We start from the raw sequence: 24,755 nt of genomic DNA, 5'->3' as shown, positions 1-24,755 counted from the left end.
CGAGGACAAATTCTTATTGCAGAGCCTGTAATATTACAATGAAAGCAATACAAAGCAACCATGAGAAAACCTTTGCTGGTTCGTATCTTTACTCTACTGGGCATGAAAACCACTTTTAAATCCATCCATACCGAACTCATAACATTATCAAACCCAAAGCTCTTTGCCATTTTTCTGCCTTTGTTATAATATAGTCATGAAGAGATTCATAAAAGAGTTTATAGGTCTTTTAGATAGATCCTATTTTGCTTCGTATGGCGTAACATGGATGGCTATCTTTGTTGCTTTTTTAATATCTTACAATGCTCCATTTTTAGATACCTTCGCTGCTTCAGCTATTATTTCCTTCATCTTCGCCGTTGGCGTTACTCTTGCAGCAACTCTTTTAAACGCTCTGTTTTTCTAATAAAACCTCTAAACCTTTTTTTTCCAAACTCAATGTCCCATAAGGTAAACACTCCTGTTTGCTATAAAGTATCACAAAAATTTAGCACACTTGAAGCATTCAAAAAGCTAGGATATTCAGCCCCAACATATGAAAGATTGAAGCTTCTGCAGATTATCAACAATGATTTAAACTCCATCGATATTGAGGATATGGATAAGATTAGGATAGAATTGGAAGACTTAGGTAAAAAGTAAATTTTATGTTATAATACTATTAAAGCCATAGGTTGACGCGGTGATTCTCCCGGCCGTACCGCCTCGCACAGAGGAACGGGCAAGAGAGGAGGTGGGAGCCCTCTCGCCTATGGCATAAAATCTTTGATTATATTTATTTTATTTTTCCTGCTTTTTTTCTTAATCGCTCAATATCTTTTAATTTAGTCTTCCTAAAAGATGTCAAAAATATGGCCCTCCCAATTTTTGTTGCCTTAAGTGCATAATAATACATCTCATCAAAATAAAGTGCTACTGCCAATGTTTTTTCACCATCTTTTGCTGTAAAATGTGTTTTTCCAATAATTTCATCAAGTTTTAAATAATCCTCTTCCGTTAAGTCCTTGTGGTGATTTAAATTCTTCTTTAAAGACTCTTCGCTAAAAATTACTTGTGTTTCTATGCTTGTAAGTATTTTTGCCAACTCGCTACTTATATCACCTATTAAATATCCAAATTCATTTTTTTTGAAATTTTTCTTTGAATTTTTTCATTGAAGAATTATATCCCATCACCTCCTCATATCTTCTTATCAGGTACTTTGGTCTTAGTCTATTAAAAATCCTCTCAATATCCTCACCTTGTCTGAATTCCTCAAGTTTTTGATAGCTACCTAGGATCTTTTTTTGCTCATATTTGCTAAATTTCGCCATCGTCTCTTTTGGAGCTTTTTTAAAACTTTTTGGCTTAATCTTTTTGAATCGCTCTTTTGATGTAAGATAGTGGAGTACATATTTGCATCTGCAAAATTGATGCAGGGAGAGTGTGCACATCTGCTCTTTGGCACAATTCTTTTGCTATAGCAGATATTGAGATCAACATAAAAATCACAAATATATTTTTTGAAATGATAGGAACTCATCTCATATTTGACAAACTCCACTTCACCATCTTCAAAATACTTCACTACTTTTTGCTAATTTTTGGTTCTAAAGATTTTGGTCTGTGTTAGTGATAACTATAACGCAAGAAAAATGACAAAGATAATGATACCAAGGAGAAAAACAATACCATACGCTACCACTCCAGCTATGGGAGCAAATAAAGCTATTTTTACACCATTGAAAAAAATCTCTCATAAGAGTATAAAGAGTGCAATCTCAATTTATATCAAGTAAAGAGGCAAAACCTCTTTACTGTGGATTTTGCTCCTGCTTTGCGATCTCTTCACGCACCTTATCCATATCAAGTTCTTTTACTTGGCGGATGAGATCTTCTAAAGCCTCTTCAGGTAAAAGTCCTGGCTGCATAAAAAGTACTATTCCTTCTCGAATAATAGCAACAGTAGGAATAGAAGAGATATTAAAATGTGCTGCAAGCTCACGCTCTTCTTCTGTATTGATTTTTCCAAAAAGAATTTCAGGGTACTTTTGGGAAACTTTTTCAAAAATTGGACCAAACTCTTTACAAGGTCCACACCAAGGAGCCCAAAAATCAAGAATCACAATATTGTGTGAAGCAACTTTGTCATTGAAGTTTTGTGTTGTTAATGTCTCTAATGCCATAATATGCCTTTACTGAGGAGATAAAGAAGTATTATGGCAAGATTTTGTTGAAAATTGTATTAACAAGTGGGACAAGCCCACTTGATATCAAAACTGGATCATCCCTTCAGTTGGGCTAGATGCTGTTGCGTAAGGTTTTTTAGGAATTCGACCAGCCAAATAGCTCATTCGTCCTGCTTGTACTGTATGCTTCATAGCTTCAGCCATGAGAATCGGATTTTTCGCTTGTGCAATAGCTGTATTTGTTAGTACTCCATCAGCTCCAAGCTCCATAGCAATTGCTGCATCACTTGCACATCCAACCCCTGCATCAACGATAACTGGAACATTTACTGCTTCTTTGACAAAAACTACATTGTATCTGTTTTGAATACCAAGACCACTTCCAATCGGTGCTGCTAGAGGCATAACAGCTGCAGCTCCTGCGTTTTCAAGTTTTTTGCTGTAATAGGATCGTCATTGGTATATGCCATAACAGTAAAGCCATCTTTTGCAAGTACTTCACATGCAAGGATTTGTTATTGTAATCTCTTTGGAATATTTATTGCAAAAAAGCGCATCATATCTGCGTTGTGTATTAAATTGAATAAAAAGATAGTCAATATAAAATATATCTCTTTCTCATATACCATATCGTTCCACTTACCATAATGCTTACTCTGATGGGAATAGTAAAATTTAAATTATTATCATAAATTTCAGTCACAATAGCCAAAACAATTTAATTTTAATTTAAACTATTACAATATAAAATGATTAATAGAGTTAAATTCTTATAAAGGATTGGCCATGATCCGTTTCGTCTTTCTTTTCCTCCTTGGTTTTGGTTATATATTGGCATCTTCTCTTCCTCCTTATGTAGAAGGATTGGGCACTTATCTGCTTTCAAAAGAAAAATGGAAGATCTATGGAACTTTTTACCAGTACGATTTTGAACAAAATGGCTCAGATTATAATGATTGGCTCTATATCTCTTATCGTGGAAATGCGTATAGGCTTTTAGGCGTAACTCCCTCTGATAAAAATCCTTTTGGTTGGAAGAGATTAAACAAAGTTCCTTCCCAACTTCCAGAAATTGCAGGATATTTTATATTCATCCAATATGATGGCGATAGTGATATGAGATTTTCATGGGTCTATCTTTCACGAAACTCACAGTCTGTATATAAACTGATGGGGGCAGATCCCAATACACACTATTTTCAATATTTAGATATCGACAACAATGGCTCTCCCGATAAATTACCCTATATCTGGTTTACTATCAACGATGATAATACTGCTACATTCCATTGCTCAATAGTTCCTGGAGCAATCTGTCCCTACTCAAGCAGTAGTTCATCAGCTTCATCTTCCTCTTCGACCTCGATTCCTACTTCAAGTTCAAGTTCTTGTGCAAGCAATTTTTGCAACCTCGATTGTGCGATTGGTTCCCATTCCAGTGGAGCAGCAAGCTCCGTACCAGCATCTCGTAAAATTGGAAGACTCGATACACCATTTCAATGGTATAACGCACAAGTGAAAATCTACGAAATCTCTTCCACAGGTTCTTTAAATTTACGCAAAACTACTCATACCTATCATCATGTTGGAGCATCTGGATTTATTTTTGACTTTTGTGACGGAGCTGAATGCAGTATGTATCATAACAATAGCTACTATCTCGTAGAGGTCAATAAAGGATGTGATTTCGATCCTAATGGTGATGGACAACTCGAACAGTTCGGCAATAAAAATAAAGGGGTTTTGCGACTCATTGTCAAAGGAGATGAAATTTCTCATAGACCAGTGGTCTCATTAATCAGTGAAATTGCTTATGAAAATCTTGCCAGTTATATTAAATATCGCTTCCATCCTCTTGGTTTTCAAGAACAACTTCGTACTGTAGCAAAAAGTCTTTTTACTCGTGATATTACAGGCGATAGTAATATTGATGAGAAAGATATAGCGTTTTACCAAGATCTTCAAAACAAAGGAGCGGTAACTCCAACTATAGCACATGATTTGACACATCTTTATGTTGGAATGAGGGATGGTAAATATCCTTCTATGATACTTAACTCCACTTTTGATACTGAATATGTCAATATACCACTGTATGGCAATGCCGTTTGTGTTCATGGAAACAGAGCATATATAGGTAACAACAATAAATTTATAGAGTTGGATATTTCTGACCCTACTCACATTACAAAAGTACGTGAAAGAATGTTGCCATCATCACATAATATAAATGCCATTATTGTATACAGTTCACAAAAATTGGCAGTAGCAACATCTCATGGATTGTATTTTGTCAATACTTCAAACCTCTCTTACGGAAGAGTAGCTCCAATATACGCAAATTTCATAGATTTGGCAAAAGATAGTCGCAATAACATCTGGTTGATAGATAGAACAAAATTTTACAAATATGATGTTTCTCAAAATAAAATTTTACAAAGTACGATTCCTTTGGATTTTGCAAACGATATAAAAATAGTAGACAAAAATGGTATCACGTTCGCAATCATTGCAAATGGAACCGAAGGTGTCAAAATCATTAATCTCTATCCTCGCATCACTCCAACGCATCAACAAAAATTTATTTTCGATATTGACACCCCAGGTCATGCAAATGCTGTAGATGTTAAAGGTAACAACATCTATGTCGCAGATGGACAAAATGGAATCGTCGTTATAGATTTTCAATCGAAATCTATTGTAGGACATGCAAACACTTTTGATTATACTTGCGATATAACAATAGATGGAAGTTACGCTTATGTTGCGGATTATGCAAGTGGATTGATAATGTTTGATCTCTCCACTCCTACTCATCCTGCCATGAGTGGATACATTGATATTCTCTATAATGCCTGTAAAGTTACCAAACTTTTTAAAAATGGCAAAAAATTGGCCTTTGTTTATAGAAATGAAGGTACACAAAGAGGTATCAATATTATTGATGTGTCGAATCCTTACTACAGGGACATTACGCTTTCTGGTGTGGTATCACGCATAACAGAAAAGGGATCAACCATTAAATCCATCGCCAAAAGAGGAAGTATCCTTTATGCTCTTAGTGAAGGCAAACTATTTATCTACTCTATCGCTCCAAATAAGGTTTTCTTGAATAAACTCACAGAATTTATCAATAATCAATCTCCAGTTGATTGGACAGATATTGCTCTCTCCAATCATCTCAACCATCTCTATATCAGTAGCAATAAAAAAGGGCTTATAGAAGTTGATATCACAAATCCTGTGCAACCTCAATCGGTAGGAATTTATCCAGTTCAAAGCACATATACTGATGCAACGCAACTCATTCTCAATAGCAATAGTTCAAAAGCCTTTTTAGCAGATTTTAGCAAAGTCCACATTCTTAGATTATGGTCAACACCTGCCTATCTTGAAGAACATCTTTTAAATGTGCCTGGTACCATTAACTATATTGCAATTTCAGAGGATGGAACAAAGCTTTTTGTCACATATCAAACTTTTGCGACATATCAAAGTCCTCCAGTGTATAAAACGAACATTTACGATATCTCATCCAGCAACACTTTAAGTCCTTCATTCATCGGTACCATTACTTACAATCAAAATGAATATGTGTATGGGGCCATCCAATTCCATGATACTTCCCATCTTTTAACCTTCTCCACATGGATGAAATATTATGATATTACAAATCTCAATGCTCCAAGATTAATTGAGTCCTCTTCTGCATATCCTACAGTAGTCTTGCATATTGCTGGCAATGATTATGGCTACCGGGTATATGGCATAACAAAAGGATATGGTTTAGATGTTTTTGATAGGACAAAGTATAGAGGCTACTTCAATACTTTTGGAACAACAGATTTTAAAGGAGGAAGAAAGGCTGTAAGAGATGGCAATATATTTTATATTCCTGATGGAAGAATGGGAACAAATATCATAGATGTAAATCTATTTGCGCCACATGATCAATAAAAAGAGCCGCCTTTAGGCTCTTTTTAAAGACGCACATCAAAACTGTATCATCCCTTCACTTGGGCTCGATGCTGTTGCGTAAGGTTTTTTAGGAATTCGACCAGCCAAATAGCTCATACGTCCTGCTTGTACTGCATGCTTCATAGCTTCAGCCATGAGGATCGGATTTTTCGCTTGTGCAATAGCTGTATTTGTTAGTACTCCATCAGCTCCAAGCTCCATAGCAATTGCCGCATCACTTGCACATCCAACCCCTGCATCAACGATAACTGGAACATTCACAGCTTCTTTGACAAAAACTACATTGTATCTGTTTTGAATACCAAGACCACTTCCAATCGGTGCAGCAAGTGGCATAACAGCTGCTGCTCCAGCATTTTCAAGTTTTTTAGCCGTAATTGGATCGTCATTTGTATATGCCATGACAGTAAAACCATCTTTTGCCAATACTTCACACGCTTTAATCGTCTCAATCACATCTGGATAGAGCGTCTTCTCGGTATCACCGATGATTTCAAGCTTAATAATATCGATACCTGTAGCTTCTCTTACCATACGAAAGAGTGTAATTGCCTCTTCAGCAGTCGTACATCCAGCACTGTTTGGCAAAAGCTGTACATCGCTATCTTTAAAATAGTCCATGAGGTTCTCTTTATTTGGATCGGTAATATTGACCCGTCGCACTGCCACAGTAATCATCTGTGCTCCACTAGCTATTGTAGCATCGTATGTAGTTTTGAAATCTGGATACTTCCCACTCCCAACAATCAATCTACTTGTAAACTCATATTTTCCAATTTTTAAGATATCAGCCATCACTACTCCTATTAGGATAAATTTTGTCTTATTTTATATGAAAACCGCTTATGTGTCAAAATTTTAGCCCTTCCATTCAAATATAATCTCTTACGAGAGCCTCACTAATTTTTCCTCTCCCCTCTTTTTTACTAATAAATCTATGCATATAAACAGTATCAATTGTATACTCTTTATATAAATCTTTGATAAATTTAGTATCAGAGTTACTCTCCATTACAAAACAGCCTCTTTTATCTAATTCTTCGTACACATCAAAAAGTCTTTTTTGCTTATTTTCCAAAAACGCTAAATCGGTATAAGAGGTAAATTTGGAAGTTTCATTAAGCGGATAGTAGGGAGGATCGAAATAGATAAAATCCTCTTTTTGAGCATATTGTAAAACCTCACTAAAATCAGCAACTTTGATAATCACGCCTTGCAATGCTTGGGAGGCATTCATTATAAGATCTTCATCATAAATTTTAGGATTTTTGTATCTGCCTATAGGAACATTGAAATGCTCCTTTTTGTTTACTCTATAGAGCCCGTTAAAGCAGGTTCTATTGAGATAGATAAATCTTGCAGCTCGTAAAACTCTATCTAAATTTTTCAAATCCTCTCTTCTATCTAGCTCTCTCATCTCATAATAAAACTCTTTTGAGTGGTTTTCTTGAAACTCTTTTAACTTTTCTAAAAGCTCATCGGGCTTATTTTGCACAATCTTATATGTATTAATAAGCTCCTCATTTCTATCAAAAAGATAGACTTTTTTGTTGTGTAATAATCCTAAATTAAAAAGCTCAAAAAAGAGTACTCCACCACCTACAAAGGGCTCGAAGTAGTTATTAAATTTCCTTGGGATAAGAGGTAGAAGTTGCGTTAATAAACCTCTTTTTCCTCCAACCCACTTTATAAATGGCGATGCTACACTCTTTTTTTCTACACTATCAACCATAAAAACCTTTGCATTGAAATTTTTCTAAAATATTACCACATAAAATTATCTTACAAATAATTCTTAATTTTTTACAATACTAAAGAATTAATTGATGTTATAAGTGCTATAATAGCTATATGAATGAACAACTTTTAGGCGAATTTCTCCTTCTTTTAGCACTGCTCTTTGGCCTCACCTACTTTTTGGCTGGCTTTTTTGAGAGATTAAAAATCCCTGGAATTTTGGCTGCCCTTTTTGTAGGTATGGGGATCCACTATACACCTATTGGCTCCATACTGCAATCTGGACTCAATGGTAACATCTTTACTGTACTTGCCGATCTTGGTGTGCTCTTTTTGCTCTTTTTCATAGGCCTGCAGATCGATATGAAGGAGATGAAGAGTCAAAGTAGTGACATTATCCTGGCTACAGTACTCAATACTCTCTTTCCATTTTTGATGGGCGTAGCTGTCATGCTCTATCTTGACTATGGTTGGCTCATCGCTTTTGTCATAGGCCTTACCCGTATGCCAACAGCCGAAGCTGTCATCGTACCAATTTTGGATGAATTTAATATTATTCGTACAAAAGTAGGTAACTATATTGTCGGTGCCGGGGTTCTTGATGATGTCATAGAGGTATTTCTCATAGCATTTGTCTCTGTCTGGATAGGGATGAAGAGTGGAGTAGTTCAGAGTGAGTCGCAAGAGATTACTGATATTTTAATAAACGCAACTATCTTCATCGCTGCAGCCTTTATTGCTAGAAAATTTATATTAGTACCTCTATCTAAATGGACAAAAACGACAGTAGTCAACCTCATCGTCTTGATGATCCTCACACTTTTCATCTTTGGAGGATTTGCTGAATATAGTAATCTAGGTCTTGTAGTAGGTGCAATCGTAGCTGGTATTATCATCCGTCCTGTTTTTAATAAAGCAGGTGAAATTGGCGAAAATGCAACAAAGGCAGTCAAAGCTGTAAGCTACGGTTTTTTTGGTATTCTCTTCTTCCTTTGGATTGGAATGAGTGTGGACCTTGAAGGTCTTATCAAAGCTCCGGAACTCGCAATCCTACTCTTTTTGGCTGCCTTTGTAGGAAAACTCATAGGTATCCTCCTCATGGTACCTATGAAAAAGCTTACACTCAAAGAGGCTATTACGATAGGCATAGGACTCAATGCAAGACTTACTACTGAAATCATTGTCGCCAAATTGCTTTTAGATGCAAAAATTATAGATACCGAGCTCTTCACAGCTTTAGTAGCCGCTTCAAGTGTCTCTACAATTATCGTGCCACTCACATTCTCTTTGCTAGCTTCAAGATGGAAAGATGAGTTTGTATCTGCACCTGCTATTACACCAAAAGAGCGTGCAGCCATCAAAGAGGCTCCAATACCTTGGCATGCGAAAAAGATTGAAGAAATTATACAGCTTTTGCATACCGATCCTAAAAAAGGACTCAGTGATGAAGAAGCGCAAAAACGGCTGCAAGTTTATGGCCCCAACAAGATAGTTTCTGCAAAAAAGATCCCTTGGTATGTTATCTTGTTTCGGCAGTTTACTGATGTGCTTATCCTTATCCTTCTTGTAGCTGCTGGAATCAGTTTCGCTATAGGTGAAGTGGGTGATGGCTGGACTATTATGGCTATTGTTATCCTCAACGGCATCTTGGGTTTTATTCAAGAGTTCAAAGCTGAAAAAGCGATCGAAGCATTGCAAAAAATGCTCTCACCACACTGCAAAGTACTTCGTAATAGTGAGCAAAAAGAGATAGAGACCAAATACCTTGTGCCTGGTGATGTTGTCATACTTCAAATAGGCGACAAAGTCCCGGCAGATCTTCGTCTTATTGAATCTGTCAATCTCAAAATAGACGAATCTACACTCACAGGCGAATCGGTACCGGTCAATAAATGGATAGATCCCGTTCCTCAACAAGCCCCTTTGGCAGAGCGAAAAGATATGGCCTATATGGGAACGAATGTAACCAATGGATATGGTAAAGGGGTCGTTGTAGCAACGGGTATGGCTACAGAATTTGGCAAAATCGCCAAACTCACAAGCGAAGTGGAGCAAGCTCCTACGCCACTGCAACGAAAACTAGCGGTTCTAGGCAAAAAACTTGGCATCATCTCCATCGCAATTTCCGTTCTTGTTGCCATAATTGGATATCTTTTTGGAAAAGATCTTTTTGAGATGTTCATGACAGGCATCTCTTTGGCTGTAGCCGTAGTGCCCGAGGGTTTGCCTGCAGTTGTCACCATTACACTGGCTCTTGGAGTCAAAGCGATGGTCAAACGCCATGCACTGCTAAGAAGACTGCAAGCAGCAGAAAATCTTGGAAGTGCTAATGTTATTTGTACTGATAAAACAGGTACACTCACACAAAATCAGATGACAGTCAAAAAAATATGGCTCTTTAATGAAGAGCTTGAAGTTACTGGAAGTGGATATGATCCAGCAGGGCATTTTGAGAAAAATGGAGAAAAAATTGATTATAAAAAAGATAGTGCTCTTTTAAAACTTCTCCGCACAGGACTTGTTTGCAATCATGCTTCCTTGCAAAAAGATACAAAAGGGTGGCATGCCATAGGAGATCCCACAGAGGTTTCATTGATAGTTGCAGCATATAAAGCTTGGTTAGCACCAAAAGATGAAAAAATCATCAGTGAGTTTTCATTTAATAGTGAGCGAAAACGAATGACGGTGATTGTCGATGAGAACGGCAAAAGAGTTGCCTATATCAAAGGTGCCCCGGAAGTACTCTTGCAAAGAGCTGCATATTATGATGATGGCTCTGGCATCAAGCCGCTTGATGAAAAGATGAAAAAACAGTTTGAAGAGGCTTATATCCAATATGCAAAAAGTGGGCTCCGGACCCTTGCGCTCGGATATAGAATTGTTCCAGATTCTATAAAGCTTGATCCAGACGATGCAGAAAAAGATATCGTACTTCTTGGTATTGTAGGCATTATCGATCCTCCTCGTCCTGAAGTTCCAGAAGCTATCAAAACGGCTCAAGAAGCTGGCATCAAAGTGATTATGATCACCGGAGATGCCCCTTTGACAGCTCTGGCTATTGCAAAAGAGATCGGTCTCAAGGCAACAAGAGCCATCACCGGCAATGAATTAGCCACAATGGATGATGATGCTTTACATAAAGCCATCAAAGAGGATGTGATTTTTGCTCGCGTAGCACCACAGGACAAACTTCGCATCGTCGATATCTTGCAAAAAGAGGGACTCATTGTCGCAATGACAGGAGATGGAGTCAATGATGCTCCAGCACTCAAAAAAGCAGACGTAGGCATAGCCATGGGGCTTAGAGGAACAGATGTGGCAAAAGGAGCAGCAGATATTATTTTGCTCGATGACAATTTTGCATCCATCATCAAAGCAGTCAAAGAGGGAAGACGCCAGTATGACAATATCAAAAAATTTGTCACATATCTGCTCTCTTCCAATACCGGTGAAGTGATTGCCATTTTTGTCAATATTTTACTGGGAGGCCCACTTATCTTGCTTCCTGTGCAGATACTTTGGATGAATCTTGTGACTGACGGAATGACTGCAGTGGCTTTGGGTGTAGAACCTGCAGAAGCCGGCATTATGAAAAGACCACCCCAGGCTGTGAATGCTCCATTTTTGCAGCTGCGTGGTATTATAATGATTCTTTTGCTAGGATCCTATATCGGTTTTGGCACACTTTGGCTCTTCCACCACTATCTCTCTTTGGGATTACCACAAAATGAAGCTATTCCGTTAGCGCAAACTGTCGCCTTTACAGGTATTATTATTTTAGAAAAGATGAATGTCTTCAACTACCGAAGCCTTCATGCACCAATGCCGGTTATTGGCTTTTTTTCCAATCCATGGCTACTCCTTGCTTGGACCCTCACGGTTGGAGCACAAGTAGCTGCAGTCTATGTACCGTTTTTACAAAACGCACTTCATACAGTGCCACTGCAACTCAAAGATTGGTTGCTTATCTTTGAAGTTGCTGTCCCAATTTTTATTATTGTAGAATTGTATAAATGGTTTGAATGGTGGGTACTTAAAAAAAGGAGTTAAATGGATTATCAATTGCTAAAACTCCTCTTCTATGCACTTGCAATCGGTATCATGATAGGATTGCAACGCTCACTTACCTATATTCTTAAAGATGAACAAGTGTTCATGGGCACACGTACCTTTGCCCTCATTTCATTAGCTGGCTTTTTAAGTGGATGGCTGGAGACGAAGGTATTAGGATTTATTTTCGCTACTTTCATAGCTATAACTCTTTTCATTTCACTTACTTATATTTTTAAAGTCCGTACTCTTAACAAAATAGGCATTACAACACAAATCGCAGCTCTTATTACTTTCATTTTGGGACTTATGGTCTGGTATAGACTGGAGAATTATGCTCTTTTTTTAACTGTCATCATAGTGGTACTGCTTGAAATCAAACCAAAATTGCAACAAATCGAAAAGAATATTTCAGCAACCGATATCAATGCAGTTGTACTGCTACTTGTGATGACCTTTGTCATCCTCCCGCTACTGCCAAATAAGATGATAGGCCCTTATCATCTTTTTAATCCTTATAAAACGTGGCTTATGGCTATTATCATCGCTGGACTTAGTTTTGTAGGATATGTAGCTATTAAAACATTGGGACACAGACACGGTGTACTCATTACAGGAGCTGCAGGAGGTCTTATCTCCTCTACTGCTGTAACAATTACTCTTAGTGATATCTATCCAAAAAATAGTCTCCTTCTTGGCATCTATACTGCTGGTATTGGTATTTCGTGGACATTTATGTTTATCCGTGTCTTCATTGAAACACTCATTATTCATCCAAAACTAGCAATTGTTGTAGCAATTCCATATCTTATAACTGCATCGGCAGGAGCTTTGTATGTTTACAGACTCTATCGTAAAGCTCCTGTAACAAATATAGAATTCCACAACCCATCTTTAGAAAAAAACCCATTACAACTCTCTGAAGCTATCAAATTTGGTATTTTGTTTGGTATCATCTATGGAGCTATAGCATTCGTTGAGACAAAATATGGAGATATTGGTGTTTATGTGGTCTCTATAATTTCAGGAATTACTGATGTAGATGCAATCACACTGTCTTTGAGTGAAATGGCAAAAGAGCAGCGCTTGAGTCTTGAAGCTTCACTTACTGGAATAGTTCTTGCTAGCTACACCAATACACTTGTCAAACTGGCTATTGCCTATTGGCTTGGAGGCAAAGAGCTTGGCTGGAGTGTGACAAAATTCACACTCCTTGTGACAGTGACTCTTTTTGGAGGGATATATCTAGCAGATCTGCTATTACTTTAGGGTAGAGTTCATACTCTAGCTTATGAATCTTTGCTTCAAACTCCTCCAAACTCTCATTGTCTCTGTGAAAGCATGCTTGATCGATAATCTTGCCGCCATCAAGCTCTTCATTTACCCAGTGTACCGTCACTCCAGCTACTTTCATATCTGAAGCATAGCTTCTCTCTATCGCTTTTGCACCTTTGAAAAGTGGTAAGAGAGACGGATGTATATTGATAACATTTTTGACATTTTGTGTAAAAACTGGGCTTAAGATGCGCATGAATCCTGCCATTACTACCAAGTCTGGCTTATATTTTTTAATCTTTTTTACTAACACCTCATCAAAAGCTTCACGGCTCTCATATTTTTCATGATCAATAATGACTACAGGAATTCCCAGTTTTTTAGCTCTTTGAACGCCATAAGCTTGGGGGTTATTGGTAATTGCAGCCACAATCTTCACTTTGTCATGCAGCTTCTTGGCAATGTTCTCGAGATTAGTGCCATTACCACTAAAGAGTATAACTATTTTCTTCATAATTTTCCAATCACTTCTATAAGATCTGATGGAGCAAGAGCATAGTTTGCTTTATCTATTTTTCTACTTGCAATGGCATGGGCAAGGCTTCCTTGGATGGCAGCCTCTAGTGGATCGTACCCTTGTGCAAGAAGCGCACCAATAAGACCGGTCAGTACATCCCCACTTCCCCCTTTTGCCAAAGCGTTTGTACCAAGCGGATTGATAAAAAAATGTTCGCCTCGTGCAATGATCGGATTAGCTCCTTTTAATAAGAGAACCACTTCTGGATAGGCCTTGGTAAAAATCTTTGCTGCGCCTATACGATCACGTTGAATCTCTTCTACACTCAGATCTGCTAGATTTAAATTTCTAAGAAGAACACCAAACTCTTTTGGATGAGGAGTAAGCACTACCTTTTCTCGCTTGACTATCTCTTGGATTTTGAAGCTATAGAAGAGGTCTGCATCTATTACCATAGGAAGATCTTTATGCAAAAACTCCTCAAGATCCTCATCACTATACTCCATCCCAAGCCCCATACCAGCTGCAAGAGCTGTAGTCTTTGGCGGTAGATGTGATGAGTGCATGAGCTCATAAGGTACTTGAATCTTTTCACAAGTGACTAATGTTACTAGCCCTACTCCATAGCGTAAAGCTGCAAGAGCTGCCATGATTGCTGCACCCTCTTTTTCTCCTGCAATAAGTGCCAAGTGACCATAAGTGCCTTTATTGGAGTTGAATCGTGTGCGATAGGGAGGCTTAAGATCGCTCTCTTCTAAGAGCTTGTAGTCACTCTCACTCTCATAAAGCTTGCTACTTACTCCCAGATCTGCAACGATTACTTGACCTATATAATCTTTTGCCAAATCCATAAAGAGTGATAGTTTCATAGCACCCATCGTGATAGTGAGATCAGCCACAAAAGCAACCGGAAGAGGATTACCCTTACTATCTATCCCACTTGGAATATCACATGCAATTTTAAAGCCTTGTAGCTCATTAAGCCTCGTTATAATGTGTTGGCTCTCTTCATTAAGAGGTTTTGAAAGACCGCTTCCAAAGAGAGCATCCACAACTATATCTGCATCAGTTAAATTCTCACTAAGTTCCCCTCCGCACGCGTAAAATCGCTCAAGCTGTAGCTTACACATACTACTCTTCGCACCATAAGGCATAAAAAGATGCACATCATATTCACCAAGTAGCTGCCTAGCACACGCTACACCATCTCCGCCATTATTTCCAGGCCCTGCAACAATAAGTACTTTTGCTCCTGGCTCAAACCGTTCCTTAATCTGATCAGTAATTGCATAAGCAGCATGCTCCATCAAGATATCTTCTGGCAACTGATACAGATCATAGCAGCGATGATCAAGTTTTGTTACACTCTCATACAGATTGCGCATATTTATCTCCTAATATTTGGGCAAATCTACTTCTTGCATAGAGGCTAAATTTTTTGAAGAGTTCGCTTTGATATTTGCTTTTATGGTATACCTGATAAAAATCTCTTCCAAATTCAAAACCTTTAATTTTAAGCTCATACAACTCTCCATTTTCAAGATACTTTTTCACTGCTATCTTACTCACACAGCTTAAACTCTCATCAACCTCTTTGAGGACATTAATAATAGCCTCTGTATGACGTAGTTCAAGATATATATTGAGCTCATTTGCAAATTTTCCTAACTGTTTCATAAATTCACTTCTCGTTCCACTCCCCTCTTCACGTAAAATCCACTTTTTATTGAGGAGATTATCTATAAAATATTCCTTTTTTTTCATAAAAGATTTATCACCAGTAATAACAACCAGTTCATCTTTGCCCATAGGGGTAAAGACACAATGGCTACAAATGATTTCACCTTCAATATATCCAATATCTATCAAGCCATCTTCTACCATTTTTGCAATTTCAGAAGTATTAGCTATTTTCATAGAGATCTTGACTTCTGGGTACTCTTGCATATATTCACATACAATATGGGGCATAATATAATCGGCAATTGTAGTACTACACCCAATAATGAGTTTTCCTTTATTTTCCATAGACATGAATTCTGACTCAATATCGCGCAGTCTATATATGAGGGGCTCTATCTCCTCATAAAATATTCGCCCTTTCTCATTGAGTACTAGTTTTTTTTGTACTCTTTCAAAAAGCTTACAGCCAAGTATCGATTCGAGCTCTTTGAGAGACATTGAAACAGCTGACTGGCTCAAGCCAAATTTTTTTGCTACTTGCGTAAGATGCCCAATTTTTGCAACTTCTAAAAAGAGTTCCATCTGTCGCAATGTAAAACGCATAGGATGCCTTTTCAATATTTTTTATTATTATATATTATTTTATTTATTTTACTTATTAAATCAAAGGGTTTATAATATAAACATCAAATTTTATAAAGGAGCGAGATGGCATTTAGTAAAGAAAATATCAAATATACGCTCAACGGTATCCTCTTTGTAGCACTCTTTACCATAGCGGCTATACAGATTTCACAAGTGAGTTTCATCAAAGCTCTTGCTATTAGTCCACTTATTATTGGTATTGTCATAGGAATGTTCTATGCAAATACCTTGCGCACGCATATTCCAAAAGAGTGGGTGCCAGGTATTGTTTTTAGCTCCAAGCAGCTTCTACGCTTTGCTATTATTTTGTATGGTTTTCGCATTACCTTCCAGCAAATTGCTGAAGTGGGACTTGCAGGTCTCACAGTCTCTACAATTATGCTTACAACTACATTTATTCTTGGTTGGTGGGCAGGAGTAAAAATCTTCAAACTCGATCGTGATACTGCAGTACTCACCGCATCTGGCTCAAGTGTATGTGGAGCAGCCGCTGTACTTGCAACTGAGCCAGTACTCAATGCTGAGCCCTATAAAAGTGCTGTAGCTGTTGGAACAGTTGTGCTTTTTGGGACAATAGCAATGTTTACCTATCCAGCTCTCTATAAAGCAGGGTTCTTCAATATGGATCCTGCCACATACGGTATTTATGTGGGCGGTACCGTTCATGAGGTTGCACAAGTAGTTGCAGCAGGAGGAGCAGTAAATGAAATAGCGATGAATGATGCTGTCATTGTTAAAATGACTCGTGTTATGATGATTGCTCCACTCCTCATTATCCTCGGCATTCTTATCTCAAAAGGAGCACAGACTGCTACAGGAGGGGAGAAAAAATTCAATATCACCATTCCTTGGTTTGCTGTTTGGTTTATTGTGATGGCTGGAATAAACTCTTTTCTCGTTAATATTGAGAGCCTTAAACCTATTATTGCTAGTATTAATCAATTTGATACATTTTTGCTTACTATGGCAATGACAGCTCTTGGAATGGAAACAAGTGTAGAAAAATTTAAACAAGCCGGTGCAAAACCTGTGCTCTTAGCACTTCTCATGGCTGTATGGCTTATGGTTGGTGGTTACTTTATAACAAAAGGCGTAGTAGCAATCTTTGGTGCCTAAGAAGGCACCTCTTGGCTACTTTTTAAGCTCGATTTTTTGCGGTTCTTGCAGTTTTTCCTCTTTTTGATGGCAGATGCCATTAAAAATTCCCATATTCTGAATAGTAATATTTTCTACGAACACTTCACCAATAACTCTTCCACCACTCAAAATCTCTAAAGAGGCTGCTTCAATTTTTCCATTAGCAACCCCATTGACAACAACATCTACAGCTTTAATATCACCTTTAAATTTCCCAGTTTTTCCTATAGAGACTACAGCACTAGAAGAGATAGTTCCTTCCACATCACCATCTATATGGAGGTTAGATTCGAGAATAATTTCTCCAACTATTTTTGTACTTTTGGAGATGAGTGTTGTCTCTTTTGAGAGAGCATCACTTTTACCGCTTTTGCCAAAGATTCCCATGGTACTCGCCTCTCTTTTTCAAATATAGTATCAAACTTTTCTACATTCCAACGTATAAATTGTAGCGGATTTAACGGTTTTTTGTTAAATCGTACTTCATAATGAAGATGCTTCCCCGTAGTGAGCCCTGTACTTCCCATATATCCGATAATATCGCCTTTATGGACGAAATCTCCCTTTTTAACAAGCCGTTTTTTCAGATGGGCATAAATAGTAGAAAATCCATCAATATGCGCTACTTTGATAATGTTTCCATAGCCATATCTATTATAAGCTGCATCTGTGACAACTCCATCTGCAGTAGCATAAATTGGTACTTTCCCTTTTGCAGCAAGGTCTATACCTGGATGAAACTCTCTTTTTTTAAGAATTGGATGCCTACGCCAACCAAAACCTGCGGTAATTCTAAAATCTTTTACCGGTCTGCCTGAAGGAATGAGCTGTAAAATCTTTGTTTTATCTCTCATACTTAGGGCTTTCAAATCTACTTTTCCAAAAAACTCCTCATTAACAAGGCCCAACTGCTCTTCAAGATCGTTAATCTTCGAGCCTAGCTCTTCTAGATTATGTTTTTTATCTACTAATTCGAGATTAAGCTGTGCAATATTACTATTGAGTTTGACAATATCCTTTTGCAATCTCTTTTTATCTTTTATAAGAGTTACTTTTTCATTTTCAATTTTTACAATTTTGCTTTTAAGAAAATCGATATAAAAATATCCAGCAGTAATAACAGTCACAATTAAAAAGAGTAGTGCTGCAAGAATATATTTGATTATATGTCGTACATTATAGTGCTTGGTACCATTAACGGTAGTAATTGTAATTATATATCTATTTTTCATGTTCGTTTTCTAAAACTAAGAGCTTCAAGGATATCTTTTTTGCCAATAAATGGTCGCTCTTCAATATCTGCTATAGACCTTGCTACTTTCTTGATATTATTGATTGCACGGAAAGAGAGAGAAAAATTTTGAGCAGCTTTTTGTAATAAAATTTCTGCATCCTCTTCAAGGAGGCAATAACGTTCCAAATCACCTTCATCCAATTTTGCATTAAACTTCTCTTGCCCTCTACTCTTTTGAAATATAAAAGCTTTTTTAACAATTTCATGCATCTGCTTTGATGTTATGGAAGAGGTATCTTTGGGATCTACCTCTTGCATCTGTACATAGATCTCAATGCGATCCAAAAGTGGTGCGGAGAGTCTATTTCTATAGCGTTGCAACTCCAGATCAGTACATCTACAAGAGTGGTGTTTACTAAGGAGATTACCACAGGGGCAAGGATTTTGCGCTGCAACAAACATAAACTCCGTCGGATATTCAACTTTCATATTAACGCGAGAAATGAGGAGTTTTCCATCCTGTAATGGCTCACGCAACGCTTCAAGCACAGATTTTGCAAAGTGGGGAAATTCATCAAAAAAGAGAACTCCCTTGTTTGCTAATGCAACCTCTCCAGGCTTAGCACCACTACTTCCCCCACCAAATATACTAGCCTTTGTACTGCTGTGATGGGGAGAGCGCATGGGGCGCACAGGCAAAAAATCTGGTTCTTTTCCTTCTAAAGCCTCACTTTTTGCAACATCTAAAATCTCACTCATCTGCATAGGTGGCAAGATATAGCGCAGTCTCTTTGCAATCATACTCTTACCGCAGCCAGGACTCCCTTCTAGCAATATATTATGCATGCCTACTGCTGCTATAAGAGCTGCTCTTTTAGCGATCTCTTGTCCTCGAACTTCGACAAAATCATATGGATATGCATCTATATAGTAAAATTTTTCTTGTTTATATCGTATATAGGGGTAGTTATACTTTTCACTCTTTGCTGGCTGCAACTCTCCACTGCGAAGCATTGTAATTGCCTCTTGAAGTGAAGCAACTGGATAGAGAGTGAGATTAGGAATATTTATGAGTTTACTTACACTCTCTTGTGGCACAATAGCTTTGCAGGGTTTTTGAGAAAGAGAAAGTAGAAGAGGAAAGAGTTGGAAAGTATCTTTAACTGTTCCATCAAGTCCCAACTCTCCAAAAACATACATTTCATCAAGTGCAATTTTTTCTTTTTGCAACGCAACACTCAAAGCTATAGCAAGATCAAAATGGCTACCGCTCTTTTTAAGATCGCTAGGGGAGAGATTGATAGTGATTTTGAGTGGAGGAAATGTAAAATCGTTAGCAAGGAGTGCAGCTTTGACTCTCTCTTTTGCTTCTTGTATAGAGTTGCTCGCAAGTCCTACTATGCTAAATGATGGAAGTGCACGTGTGAAACTACTCTCTACTTCTACTCTTCTTGCCTCCACACCATCAAGTGTGGCGCAAAGAAACTTTTTCAAAATTATACCTTCACACCACTTTTTTTAGCAGTTCTCTTCTTTTTCCACTCCTTTTCAAACTTCTTTCTTTTTAGATAAGGGAGTTTTTCAATAAAGAGATGTCCATCAAGATGATCCATCTCATGCTGCACTGCAACTGCAAGAAGCCCATCAGTTTCAAGGCTCTTTTTGTTTCCAAATCTATCTTGATACTCTACCCTCACCCACTCAGCTCTTTCTACATCTTCATAATACTCTGGAACGCTCAAGCACCCTTCAGTATAGATTTGCGTTCCCTTACTCTCTATTATCACAGGATTGATGAGCTCAAGCAGATCTTCTTTGTGTTGCTTTCCCTCTTCGTCAGGCAGATTTATTATGAGAGCACGCAAAGGTACCGCTACCTGTATAGCAGCAAGACCTATGCCGTTTTTGGCTATCATCGTCTCATACATATCATCAAGAAGTTTGTGGAGCTCACTATCAAAGCTCTCCACCTCATTTGAACGCATGAAAAGACGTCTATCGGGATATGTGATAATCTCTCTTATCATCGTGCACTTTTTTCTAAAACCTGATCTATGAGTCCATACTCTTTTGCTTCTTCGGAACTCATGAAAAAGTCTCGTTCTGTATCTTTAGCAATCTTTTTCACACTTTGCCCAGTATTTTGCGCTAAGATTTCATTGAGAATCTTTTTGAGGCGTAAAATTTCTTTTGCTTGGATCTCAATATCAGTAGCCTGTCCTTGGGCACCTCCAAGAGGCTGATGAATCATGATTCTTGCATGTGGCAGAGCATAGCGTTTACCTTTTGCACCAGAACTCAGCAAAAAGGCTCCCATGCTTGCAGCCTGTCCAATACAGATAGTTGCTACATCTGGTTTGATATAGTTCATAGTATCATAAATACTCATCCCACTTGTAATCACACCCCCAGGAGAGTTGATATAGAGATAGATATCTTTGTCTGGATCTTCTGCTTCCAAAAAAAGTAGCTGCGCAACAATAGATGAAGCTACAGCATCATTAATCTCTCCGCTGAGCATTATAATGCGGTCTTTGAGAAGCCGTGAATAGATATCGTAACTTCTCTCACCACGCCCTGTACGTTCTATGACGTAAGGAATGTAGTAACTCATGCAGCTTCCTCTTTTTTCATCTTTTTATTGAGAAGATGTGTCAATAGTCTATCTTCAATCATCGCCATCTTAATTGCTGGCAACAATCCCTGTTTTTGATACGCTTCAAGTATCTCTTGAGGATTTTTTCCCATTTGTAAAGCTTCATAGTAAATTGTCTGCACTACCTCTTGATCATCCACGCTTACGCCCTCTTTTTTTGCCAAAGCATCCACTATGAAAGTAGCTTTTACACTCTTTTCAGCCTCAGGGCGCAACTCTTCACGGAGTGCTTCAACTTTTTCTTTGTTTTCACGCAGCTCTTTAATCTCCTCTTCATTCATAGAAGCAGCTTTATTATTGAGCTGCACATCTATCTCTTGGTCAACAATATTTCGAGGGAGATCGAAAGCATATTTCTCTACCAATGCTTCCATAAGCTTTGGTTTGAGCTCTTCATTGTAGAGTTTTGAGAGTTTTTCACTTTTTATCTGCTTTTTAATCTCCTCTTTGAGTACCTCTACTGTGGCATCAGGATTTTGTGGAAGCATCTTCTTAGCAAGCTCATCATTAATTTCTACTGGCTCTTTCTCTTTAATAGTATGGAGAGTTACTTCAAACTTTGCTTTTTTCCCAGCAAGCTCTTTGTTAGGATAATCCTCTGGGAATGTAACTTCAATTGTTTTTGTCTCTCCCTTTTTCATTCCAACAACTTGCTCTTCAAATCCAGGAATAAACTGTCCACTGCCAAGGCGTAGTTCAAAGTTTTGGGCACTGCCTCCCTCAATTTCTGTGCCATCTTCCAAAGTACCTTTGAAGTCGATTACCACCATATCGCCCTCTTTGGCCACTTTTCTTTTTGGATTTTCTACAAACTGCGCCATCGCTTCTGCAAGCTCTTTGAGTCTTGTCTCAACCTCTTCATCAGTTACTTGAGGCTCTTCAAACTCGGGAATAAGCTCTTCATAGTTTTCAAGCGCAATTTCAGGTCTAAAACCTATCTCTAACTCCATTTCGATAAATTCATCTTTCTTCTCAAACTTCGTAAATCGAGGCTCACCTAACATACTCTCTTTTGCAATTTCAAGATCTTCTAACGCTTTATCAAGAGCTTCTCGAACCAGTTCAGTTTCAGCATCTTGCTCAATCTTCTCACCATATCTCTTCTTTACGATAGCAACAGGAACCTTCCCTTTTCTAAATCCGGGAATATCCATCGTTTTTGCTAGTTGATTCGCAATTTTATTTGATTTTTTCTCTATCTCTTCTCTTGCGATTTTTGCTTCTACTTTCGCATTGGCATTGTCAACTTTTGTAGCTTGTAGCTCCATCTATGTCCTTTTGAAAAAATTTTAACTCTTATTTTATCAAAATATTGTGATAAAATCTAAAAAACATTAACGGAGCAGGTATGGATCGTAAAGAGGAGTTTGTTAAAGCAGTCAAAACAATTTTAGAAATTATTGGCGAAGATCCACAAAGAGAGGGTTTGATAAAGACGCCTGAACGGGTCTACAAAGCCTTTTTGCATCTTACCGAAGGCTATCACAAAGATCCCAAAGAGGTATTGGGTGAAGCCCTCTTTACCTCTACCAATGATGAGATGGTTCTCGTGCGCGATATTGAGTTTTACTCATTATGCGAGCACCACCTTTTGCCAATCATTGGACGTGCACATGTAGCATATATTCCAGATGGTAAAGTGGTGGGTCTATCAAAAATTCCTCGCATGGTCAATGTTTATGCAAGAAGACTCCAAATCCAAGAGCAAATGACAGAGCAGATAGCCGATGCACTCATGGAAACTGTTAAACCCAAAGGTGTAGGCGTAGTAGTTCAAGCACGTCATATGTGTATGGAGATGCGAGGCGTTGAAAAAATATGTTCAACTACTGTAAGTTCTGCTTTACGCGGTATTTTCAAAGAAAACATCAAAACCCGCGAGGAATTTTTTAGTCTTATCAATGCTCCGCAAAATAGGAGATTTTAAAATCCCCTATTTTACATTACCAAAGATTATCTTCTGTGTTCCACCTTCCAAAGAGATATCAACAAAACATTTTTTAATCTGCCTCCACTGAAAATATCCCAATCTATCCATACCATCAAGTTTTGCAACTAGTGAGAGTGACGATGTGGCATAAATCCAATCATATGCTCCACTACCATAGTGGTAGAAGTAACCGTGAGGATAGATACTTGTATTGGAAAAGGATTTGACATATCCAGGCGCTACCTTATTTAATACATTGCCAAAATTTATTTCTACTTCATGCTCTCCTGTTCCAGAGAACTGCACATTTTCTCTTTTTATTTCGACAGAAGTGAAATAGTTTTTAAGATTGTTACTCCACTTTAGATATCCTTGTGCATCCATGCCTTCAAGTTTCACAACCGTATTACCTGTAGCAGTTACAAAGAGCCAATCAAATGCACCTTCTCCAAAATGGTAAAAGTAGCCAGCAACTGGAAAGGAGTGGTTTTGTAGACTATAAATAAATCCATAGGTACTGCATACAGAGGGACGTACATATTTATAAATAAATAGATCACCATTGCTAAGAACATAGAGATAATCACCTTCAGCTATGATTTTCGTCACTAAAGCTCCAGGTATATCTATCTTTGCAAGAGATGTAGGATGATGAATGTCAGTAACATTAAGCTCAATTACTCCTATATTATCCACTCCAACAAAGAGGCTCTCACCATTTTTGGTCAAACTTCTCACACCATCTAAAAATTTGTATTGTGCCTCTTTTTTTGTTGTATAGCCAATGGCTCTTGTTCTATTTACCATGGAATAAACCGATACCTCGCCATTAGTACTTGCTATAAACGTATAGTCTCCATCAACGACCGTATCCATAGCAGCAGAGGCAGGCAAAGAAGCCACTTCAAGAAGTTTGTTTTGTGCAAATTTATAGACAATTACTCCGTGATTATACGCAGTAACATAAATAAAATCTCTATTTCCAGTAATTGTAGATATAGATCCATTTGGGATACTCTTTTTATCAACTTTTAAATAATGACAGTTACCACTCCAGCATACATGACCAATGGCTGCGAAAGTGCCAATAGCAGTGCTGATAAAGAGATAGCCATTTTTCTCCCAAACATTTTGCACATCGAAATTTTGCTGTGAAGAGCTATAGTTATCTCTTTGTTGCACTTGTGAGACATTTGCAATATCAAGCACATAAACTCCATTTTCTCTTCCAGCGAGATAGAGCTTGTTTTGCTCTGCATAGAGTCCTCGTCCTTTCCATTGATATGTATCGACGATGGTTGGATTTCTTTTATCATGTACATTTATTGCCGTTAATCCTACAGAGTCAGAAGAAAGGAAAAGAGTATCACCCTTTTTTACCATAGTGTTATAAAGACCAGGAATTGAAGAGAGCTTTTGATAATGAGACACATAGGTATACTCAGAACTATAGGTAAAATCGTAAGCATACACCATTGCATAGAGAAAAAAGAAGATCCAAGAGATATGCCACATGATAGATCCTTTGAAAGTGCCTTATGTAAAACACAAGGTGAGATACTCTACACTTTTTTGCAGATGTAGAGAGACAGAATATGGAAGCCTATATTTTTATTGTATACCGAATAATTCAAAATAAACTTAAAAATGAGATTTTCACATATTTTATTTTAATTATATATTTTAAGTATATTTAAGTAGCAATAAGTAAATGGAGTAATCTTTGCAATTTTATATAAAAAGTC

Annotated in this window: 22 protein-coding genes and 1 pseudogene; 7 read left to right on the top strand and 16 right to left on the bottom strand. The window is 37.7% G+C overall.

The genetic code is table 11. The features are described from left to right. The first annotated feature begins 196 nt into the window (after positions 1–196). On the top strand, positions 197–406 hold the full coding sequence (locus JG738_RS01035) for a hypothetical protein (RefSeq protein WP_201337942.1): 210 nt from the start codon (positions 197–199) through the stop codon (positions 404–406). A gap of 32 nt (positions 407–438) precedes the next feature. Continuing rightward, entirely contained in the window at positions 439–642 is a 204-nt protein-coding gene (locus tag JG738_RS01030; protein WP_201337941.1) for a hypothetical protein, read from the top strand. Positions 643–775: 133 nt separating this feature from the next. Here JG738_RS01030 and JG738_RS01025 read toward each other — a convergent pair whose 3' ends face one another. The 4 genes and pseudogenes from JG738_RS01025 to JG738_RS01005 form a co-directional block, all read right to left on the bottom strand. Beyond that, positions 776–1,084, bottom strand: coding sequence for a hypothetical protein (locus JG738_RS01025; RefSeq protein ID WP_201337940.1), 309 nt, complete (start codon positions 1,082–1,084; stop codon positions 776–778). A gap of 34 nt (positions 1,085–1,118) precedes the next feature. Continuing rightward, on the bottom strand, positions 1,119–1,433 hold the full coding sequence (locus tag JG738_RS01020; RefSeq protein WP_201337939.1) for a hypothetical protein: 315 nt from the start codon (positions 1,431–1,433) through the stop codon (positions 1,119–1,121). Positions 1,434–1,793: 360 nt separating this feature from the next. Then, the gene (gene trxA, locus JG738_RS01010) at positions 1,794–2,165 is read right to left on the bottom strand and encodes a thioredoxin (RefSeq protein WP_201337938.1); all 372 of its coding nucleotides are present in this window, start codon (positions 2,163–2,165) and stop codon (positions 1,794–1,796) included. 87 nt (positions 2,166–2,252) lie between these two features. Beyond that, positions 2,253–2,680, bottom strand: a pseudogene (locus tag JG738_RS01005) (thiazole synthase); the annotation flags it as partial. Positions 2,681–2,954: 274 nt separating this feature from the next. Here JG738_RS01005 and JG738_RS01000 point away from each other — a divergent pair. After that, the gene (locus tag JG738_RS01000; protein WP_201337937.1) at positions 2,955–6,125 is read left to right on the top strand and encodes a hypothetical protein; all 3,171 of its coding nucleotides are present in this window, start codon (positions 2,955–2,957) and stop codon (positions 6,123–6,125) included. A gap of 36 nt (positions 6,126–6,161) precedes the next feature. Here JG738_RS01000 and JG738_RS00995 read toward each other — a convergent pair whose 3' ends face one another. Both JG738_RS00995 and JG738_RS00990 read right to left on the bottom strand, forming a co-directional pair. Continuing rightward, on the bottom strand, positions 6,162–6,941 hold the full coding sequence (locus JG738_RS00995) for a thiazole synthase (protein ID WP_084275125.1): 780 nt from the start codon (positions 6,939–6,941) through the stop codon (positions 6,162–6,164). Between the two features lie 76 nt (positions 6,942–7,017). After that, positions 7,018–7,878, bottom strand: a complete 861-nt coding sequence (locus tag JG738_RS00990; protein ID WP_201337936.1) for a DNA adenine methylase — start codon at positions 7,876–7,878, stop codon at positions 7,018–7,020. 119 nt (positions 7,879–7,997) lie between these two features. On the opposite strand from JG738_RS00990, the gene JG738_RS00985 reads away from it, so the two are divergent. Both JG738_RS00985 and JG738_RS00980 read left to right on the top strand, forming a co-directional pair. Further along, complete coding sequence (locus tag JG738_RS00985; RefSeq protein ID WP_201337935.1) at positions 7,998–11,933, top strand: HAD-IC family P-type ATPase; 3,936 nt, start codon at positions 7,998–8,000, stop codon at positions 11,931–11,933. Then, positions 11,934–13,202 (top strand): MgtC/SapB family protein, encoded by a 1,269-nt coding sequence (locus tag JG738_RS00980; protein WP_201337934.1) that lies wholly within the window; start codon positions 11,934–11,936, stop codon positions 13,200–13,202. Here JG738_RS00980 and purN read toward each other — a convergent pair. Genes purN through JG738_RS00965 form a run of 3 tightly spaced genes read right to left on the bottom strand, consistent with a single transcriptional unit; the run spans position 13,138 to position 16,011 of the window. Then, positions 13,138–13,725, bottom strand: coding sequence for a phosphoribosylglycinamide formyltransferase (gene purN / locus JG738_RS00975; RefSeq protein ID WP_370583668.1), 588 nt, complete (start codon positions 13,723–13,725; stop codon positions 13,138–13,140). The genes JG738_RS00980 and purN overlap by 65 nt on opposite strands. Further along, on the bottom strand, positions 13,719–15,110 hold the full coding sequence (locus JG738_RS00970; RefSeq protein ID WP_201337932.1) for an NAD(P)H-hydrate dehydratase: 1,392 nt from the start codon (positions 15,108–15,110) through the stop codon (positions 13,719–13,721). Before JG738_RS00970 ends, purN begins: the two co-directional genes overlap by 7 nt. After that, positions 15,094–16,011, bottom strand: coding sequence for a LysR substrate-binding domain-containing protein (locus JG738_RS00965; protein WP_201337931.1), 918 nt, complete (start codon positions 16,009–16,011; stop codon positions 15,094–15,096). Before JG738_RS00965 ends, JG738_RS00970 begins: the two co-directional genes overlap by 17 nt. Before the next feature lie 105 nt (positions 16,012–16,116). Between JG738_RS00965 and JG738_RS00960 the strand changes: the two genes are divergently transcribed. Further along, positions 16,117–17,169, top strand: a complete 1,053-nt coding sequence (locus tag JG738_RS00960) for a YeiH family protein (RefSeq protein WP_201337930.1) — start codon at positions 16,117–16,119, stop codon at positions 17,167–17,169. Between the two features lie 15 nt (positions 17,170–17,184). Here the strand turns inward: JG738_RS00960 and JG738_RS00955 are convergent, their stop codons facing one another. The 6 genes from JG738_RS00955 to tig are packed head-to-tail and all read right to left on the bottom strand — an operon-like array spanning position 17,185 to position 22,348. Next, on the bottom strand, positions 17,185–17,577 hold the full coding sequence (locus JG738_RS00955; RefSeq protein WP_084275115.1) for a polymer-forming cytoskeletal protein: 393 nt from the start codon (positions 17,575–17,577) through the stop codon (positions 17,185–17,187). Continuing rightward, complete coding sequence (locus tag JG738_RS00950) at positions 17,499–18,422, bottom strand: peptidoglycan DD-metalloendopeptidase family protein (RefSeq protein WP_201337929.1); 924 nt, start codon at positions 18,420–18,422, stop codon at positions 17,499–17,501. Before JG738_RS00950 ends, JG738_RS00955 begins: the two co-directional genes overlap by 79 nt. Continuing rightward, a complete protein-coding gene (locus JG738_RS00945; RefSeq protein ID WP_236583174.1) occupies positions 18,419–19,918 on the bottom strand; it encodes a YifB family Mg chelatase-like AAA ATPase in 1,500 nt (499 codons plus the stop codon). Before JG738_RS00945 ends, JG738_RS00950 begins: the two co-directional genes overlap by 4 nt. Positions 19,919–19,920: 2 nt before the next feature. Then, the gene (gene def / locus JG738_RS00940; protein WP_084275112.1) at positions 19,921–20,451 is read right to left on the bottom strand and encodes a peptide deformylase; all 531 of its coding nucleotides are present in this window, start codon (positions 20,449–20,451) and stop codon (positions 19,921–19,923) included. Next, positions 20,448–21,038 carry an ATP-dependent Clp endopeptidase proteolytic subunit ClpP gene (gene clpP / locus JG738_RS00935; protein ID WP_084275111.1) on the bottom strand — a complete coding sequence of 197 codons (591 nt, stop codon included), beginning with the start codon at positions 21,036–21,038 and terminating at the stop codon, positions 20,448–20,450. Before clpP ends, def begins: the two co-directional genes overlap by 4 nt. After that, on the bottom strand, positions 21,035–22,348 hold the full coding sequence (gene tig, locus JG738_RS00930; RefSeq protein WP_201337928.1) for a trigger factor: 1,314 nt from the start codon (positions 22,346–22,348) through the stop codon (positions 21,035–21,037). Before tig ends, clpP begins: the two co-directional genes overlap by 4 nt. An 80-nt stretch (positions 22,349–22,428) precedes the next feature. Here tig and folE point away from each other — a divergent pair, with 80 nt between their 5' ends. After that, a complete protein-coding gene (gene folE / locus JG738_RS00925; RefSeq protein ID WP_201337927.1) occupies positions 22,429–23,007 on the top strand; it encodes a GTP cyclohydrolase I FolE in 579 nt (192 codons plus the stop codon). Positions 23,008–23,013: 6 nt separating this feature from the next. On the opposite strand, the gene JG738_RS00920 is transcribed toward folE, so the two are convergent. Further along, positions 23,014–24,525, bottom strand: a complete 1,512-nt coding sequence (locus tag JG738_RS00920) for a hypothetical protein (protein WP_201337926.1) — start codon at positions 24,523–24,525, stop codon at positions 23,014–23,016. Positions 24,526–24,755: the final 230 nt, after the last annotated feature.

It is taken from the genome of Nitratiruptor sp. YY08-26 (assembly GCF_016593215.1).
GTDB lineage: Bacteria > Campylobacterota > Campylobacteria > Campylobacterales > Nitratiruptoraceae > Nitratiruptor > Nitratiruptor tergarcus.
The sequence above is the reverse complement of the archived record's forward strand: the minus strand, read 5'-3'. Positions and strand labels throughout refer to the sequence as shown.

What these genes read in the sequence shown, in the direction of transcription:
- JG738_RS01035 (WP_201337942.1), top strand. Translation starts at nt 197, where the DNA reads ATGAAGAGATTCATAAAAGAGTTTATAGGTCTTTTAGATAGATCCTAT.
- JG738_RS01030 (WP_201337941.1), top strand. Translation starts at nt 439, where the DNA reads ATGTCCCATAAGGTAAACACTCCTGTTTGCTATAAAGTATCACAAAAA.
- JG738_RS01020 (WP_201337939.1), bottom strand. Translation starts at nt 1,433, where the DNA reads ATGTGCACACTCTCCCTGCATCAATTTTGCAGATGCAAATATGTACTC.
- trxA (WP_201337938.1), bottom strand. Translation starts at nt 2,165, where the DNA reads ATGGCATTAGAGACATTAACAACACAAAACTTCAATGACAAAGTTGCT.
- JG738_RS01000 (WP_201337937.1), top strand. Translation starts at nt 2,955, where the DNA reads ATGATCCGTTTCGTCTTTCTTTTCCTCCTTGGTTTTGGTTATATATTG.
- JG738_RS00995 (WP_084275125.1), bottom strand. Translation starts at nt 6,941, where the DNA reads ATGGCTGATATCTTAAAAATTGGAAAATATGAGTTTACAAGTAGATTG.
- JG738_RS00990 (WP_201337936.1), bottom strand. Translation starts at nt 7,878, where the DNA reads ATGGTTGATAGTGTAGAAAAAAAGAGTGTAGCATCGCCATTTATAAAG.
- JG738_RS00985 (WP_201337935.1), top strand. Translation starts at nt 7,998, where the DNA reads ATGAATGAACAACTTTTAGGCGAATTTCTCCTTCTTTTAGCACTGCTC.
- JG738_RS00980 (WP_201337934.1), top strand. Translation starts at nt 11,934, where the DNA reads ATGGATTATCAATTGCTAAAACTCCTCTTCTATGCACTTGCAATCGGT.
- JG738_RS00970 (WP_201337932.1), bottom strand. Translation starts at nt 15,110, where the DNA reads ATGCGCAATCTGTATGAGAGTGTAACAAAACTTGATCATCGCTGCTAT.
- JG738_RS00965 (WP_201337931.1), bottom strand. Translation starts at nt 16,011, where the DNA reads ATGCGTTTTACATTGCGACAGATGGAACTCTTTTTAGAAGTTGCAAAA.
- JG738_RS00960 (WP_201337930.1), top strand. Translation starts at nt 16,117, where the DNA reads ATGGCATTTAGTAAAGAAAATATCAAATATACGCTCAACGGTATCCTC.
- JG738_RS00955 (WP_084275115.1), bottom strand. Translation starts at nt 17,577, where the DNA reads ATGGGAATCTTTGGCAAAAGCGGTAAAAGTGATGCTCTCTCAAAAGAG.
- JG738_RS00950 (WP_201337929.1), bottom strand. Translation starts at nt 18,422, where the DNA reads ATGAAAAATAGATATATAATTACAATTACTACCGTTAATGGTACCAAG.
- def (WP_084275112.1), bottom strand. Translation starts at nt 20,451, where the DNA reads ATGATAAGAGAGATTATCACATATCCCGATAGACGTCTTTTCATGCGT.
- clpP (WP_084275111.1), bottom strand. Translation starts at nt 21,038, where the DNA reads ATGAGTTACTACATTCCTTACGTCATAGAACGTACAGGGCGTGGTGAG.
- tig (WP_201337928.1), bottom strand. Translation starts at nt 22,348, where the DNA reads ATGGAGCTACAAGCTACAAAAGTTGACAATGCCAATGCGAAAGTAGAA.
- folE (WP_201337927.1), top strand. Translation starts at nt 22,429, where the DNA reads ATGGATCGTAAAGAGGAGTTTGTTAAAGCAGTCAAAACAATTTTAGAA.
- JG738_RS00920 (WP_201337926.1), bottom strand. Translation starts at nt 24,525, where the DNA reads ATGTGGCATATCTCTTGGATCTTCTTTTTTCTCTATGCAATGGTGTAT.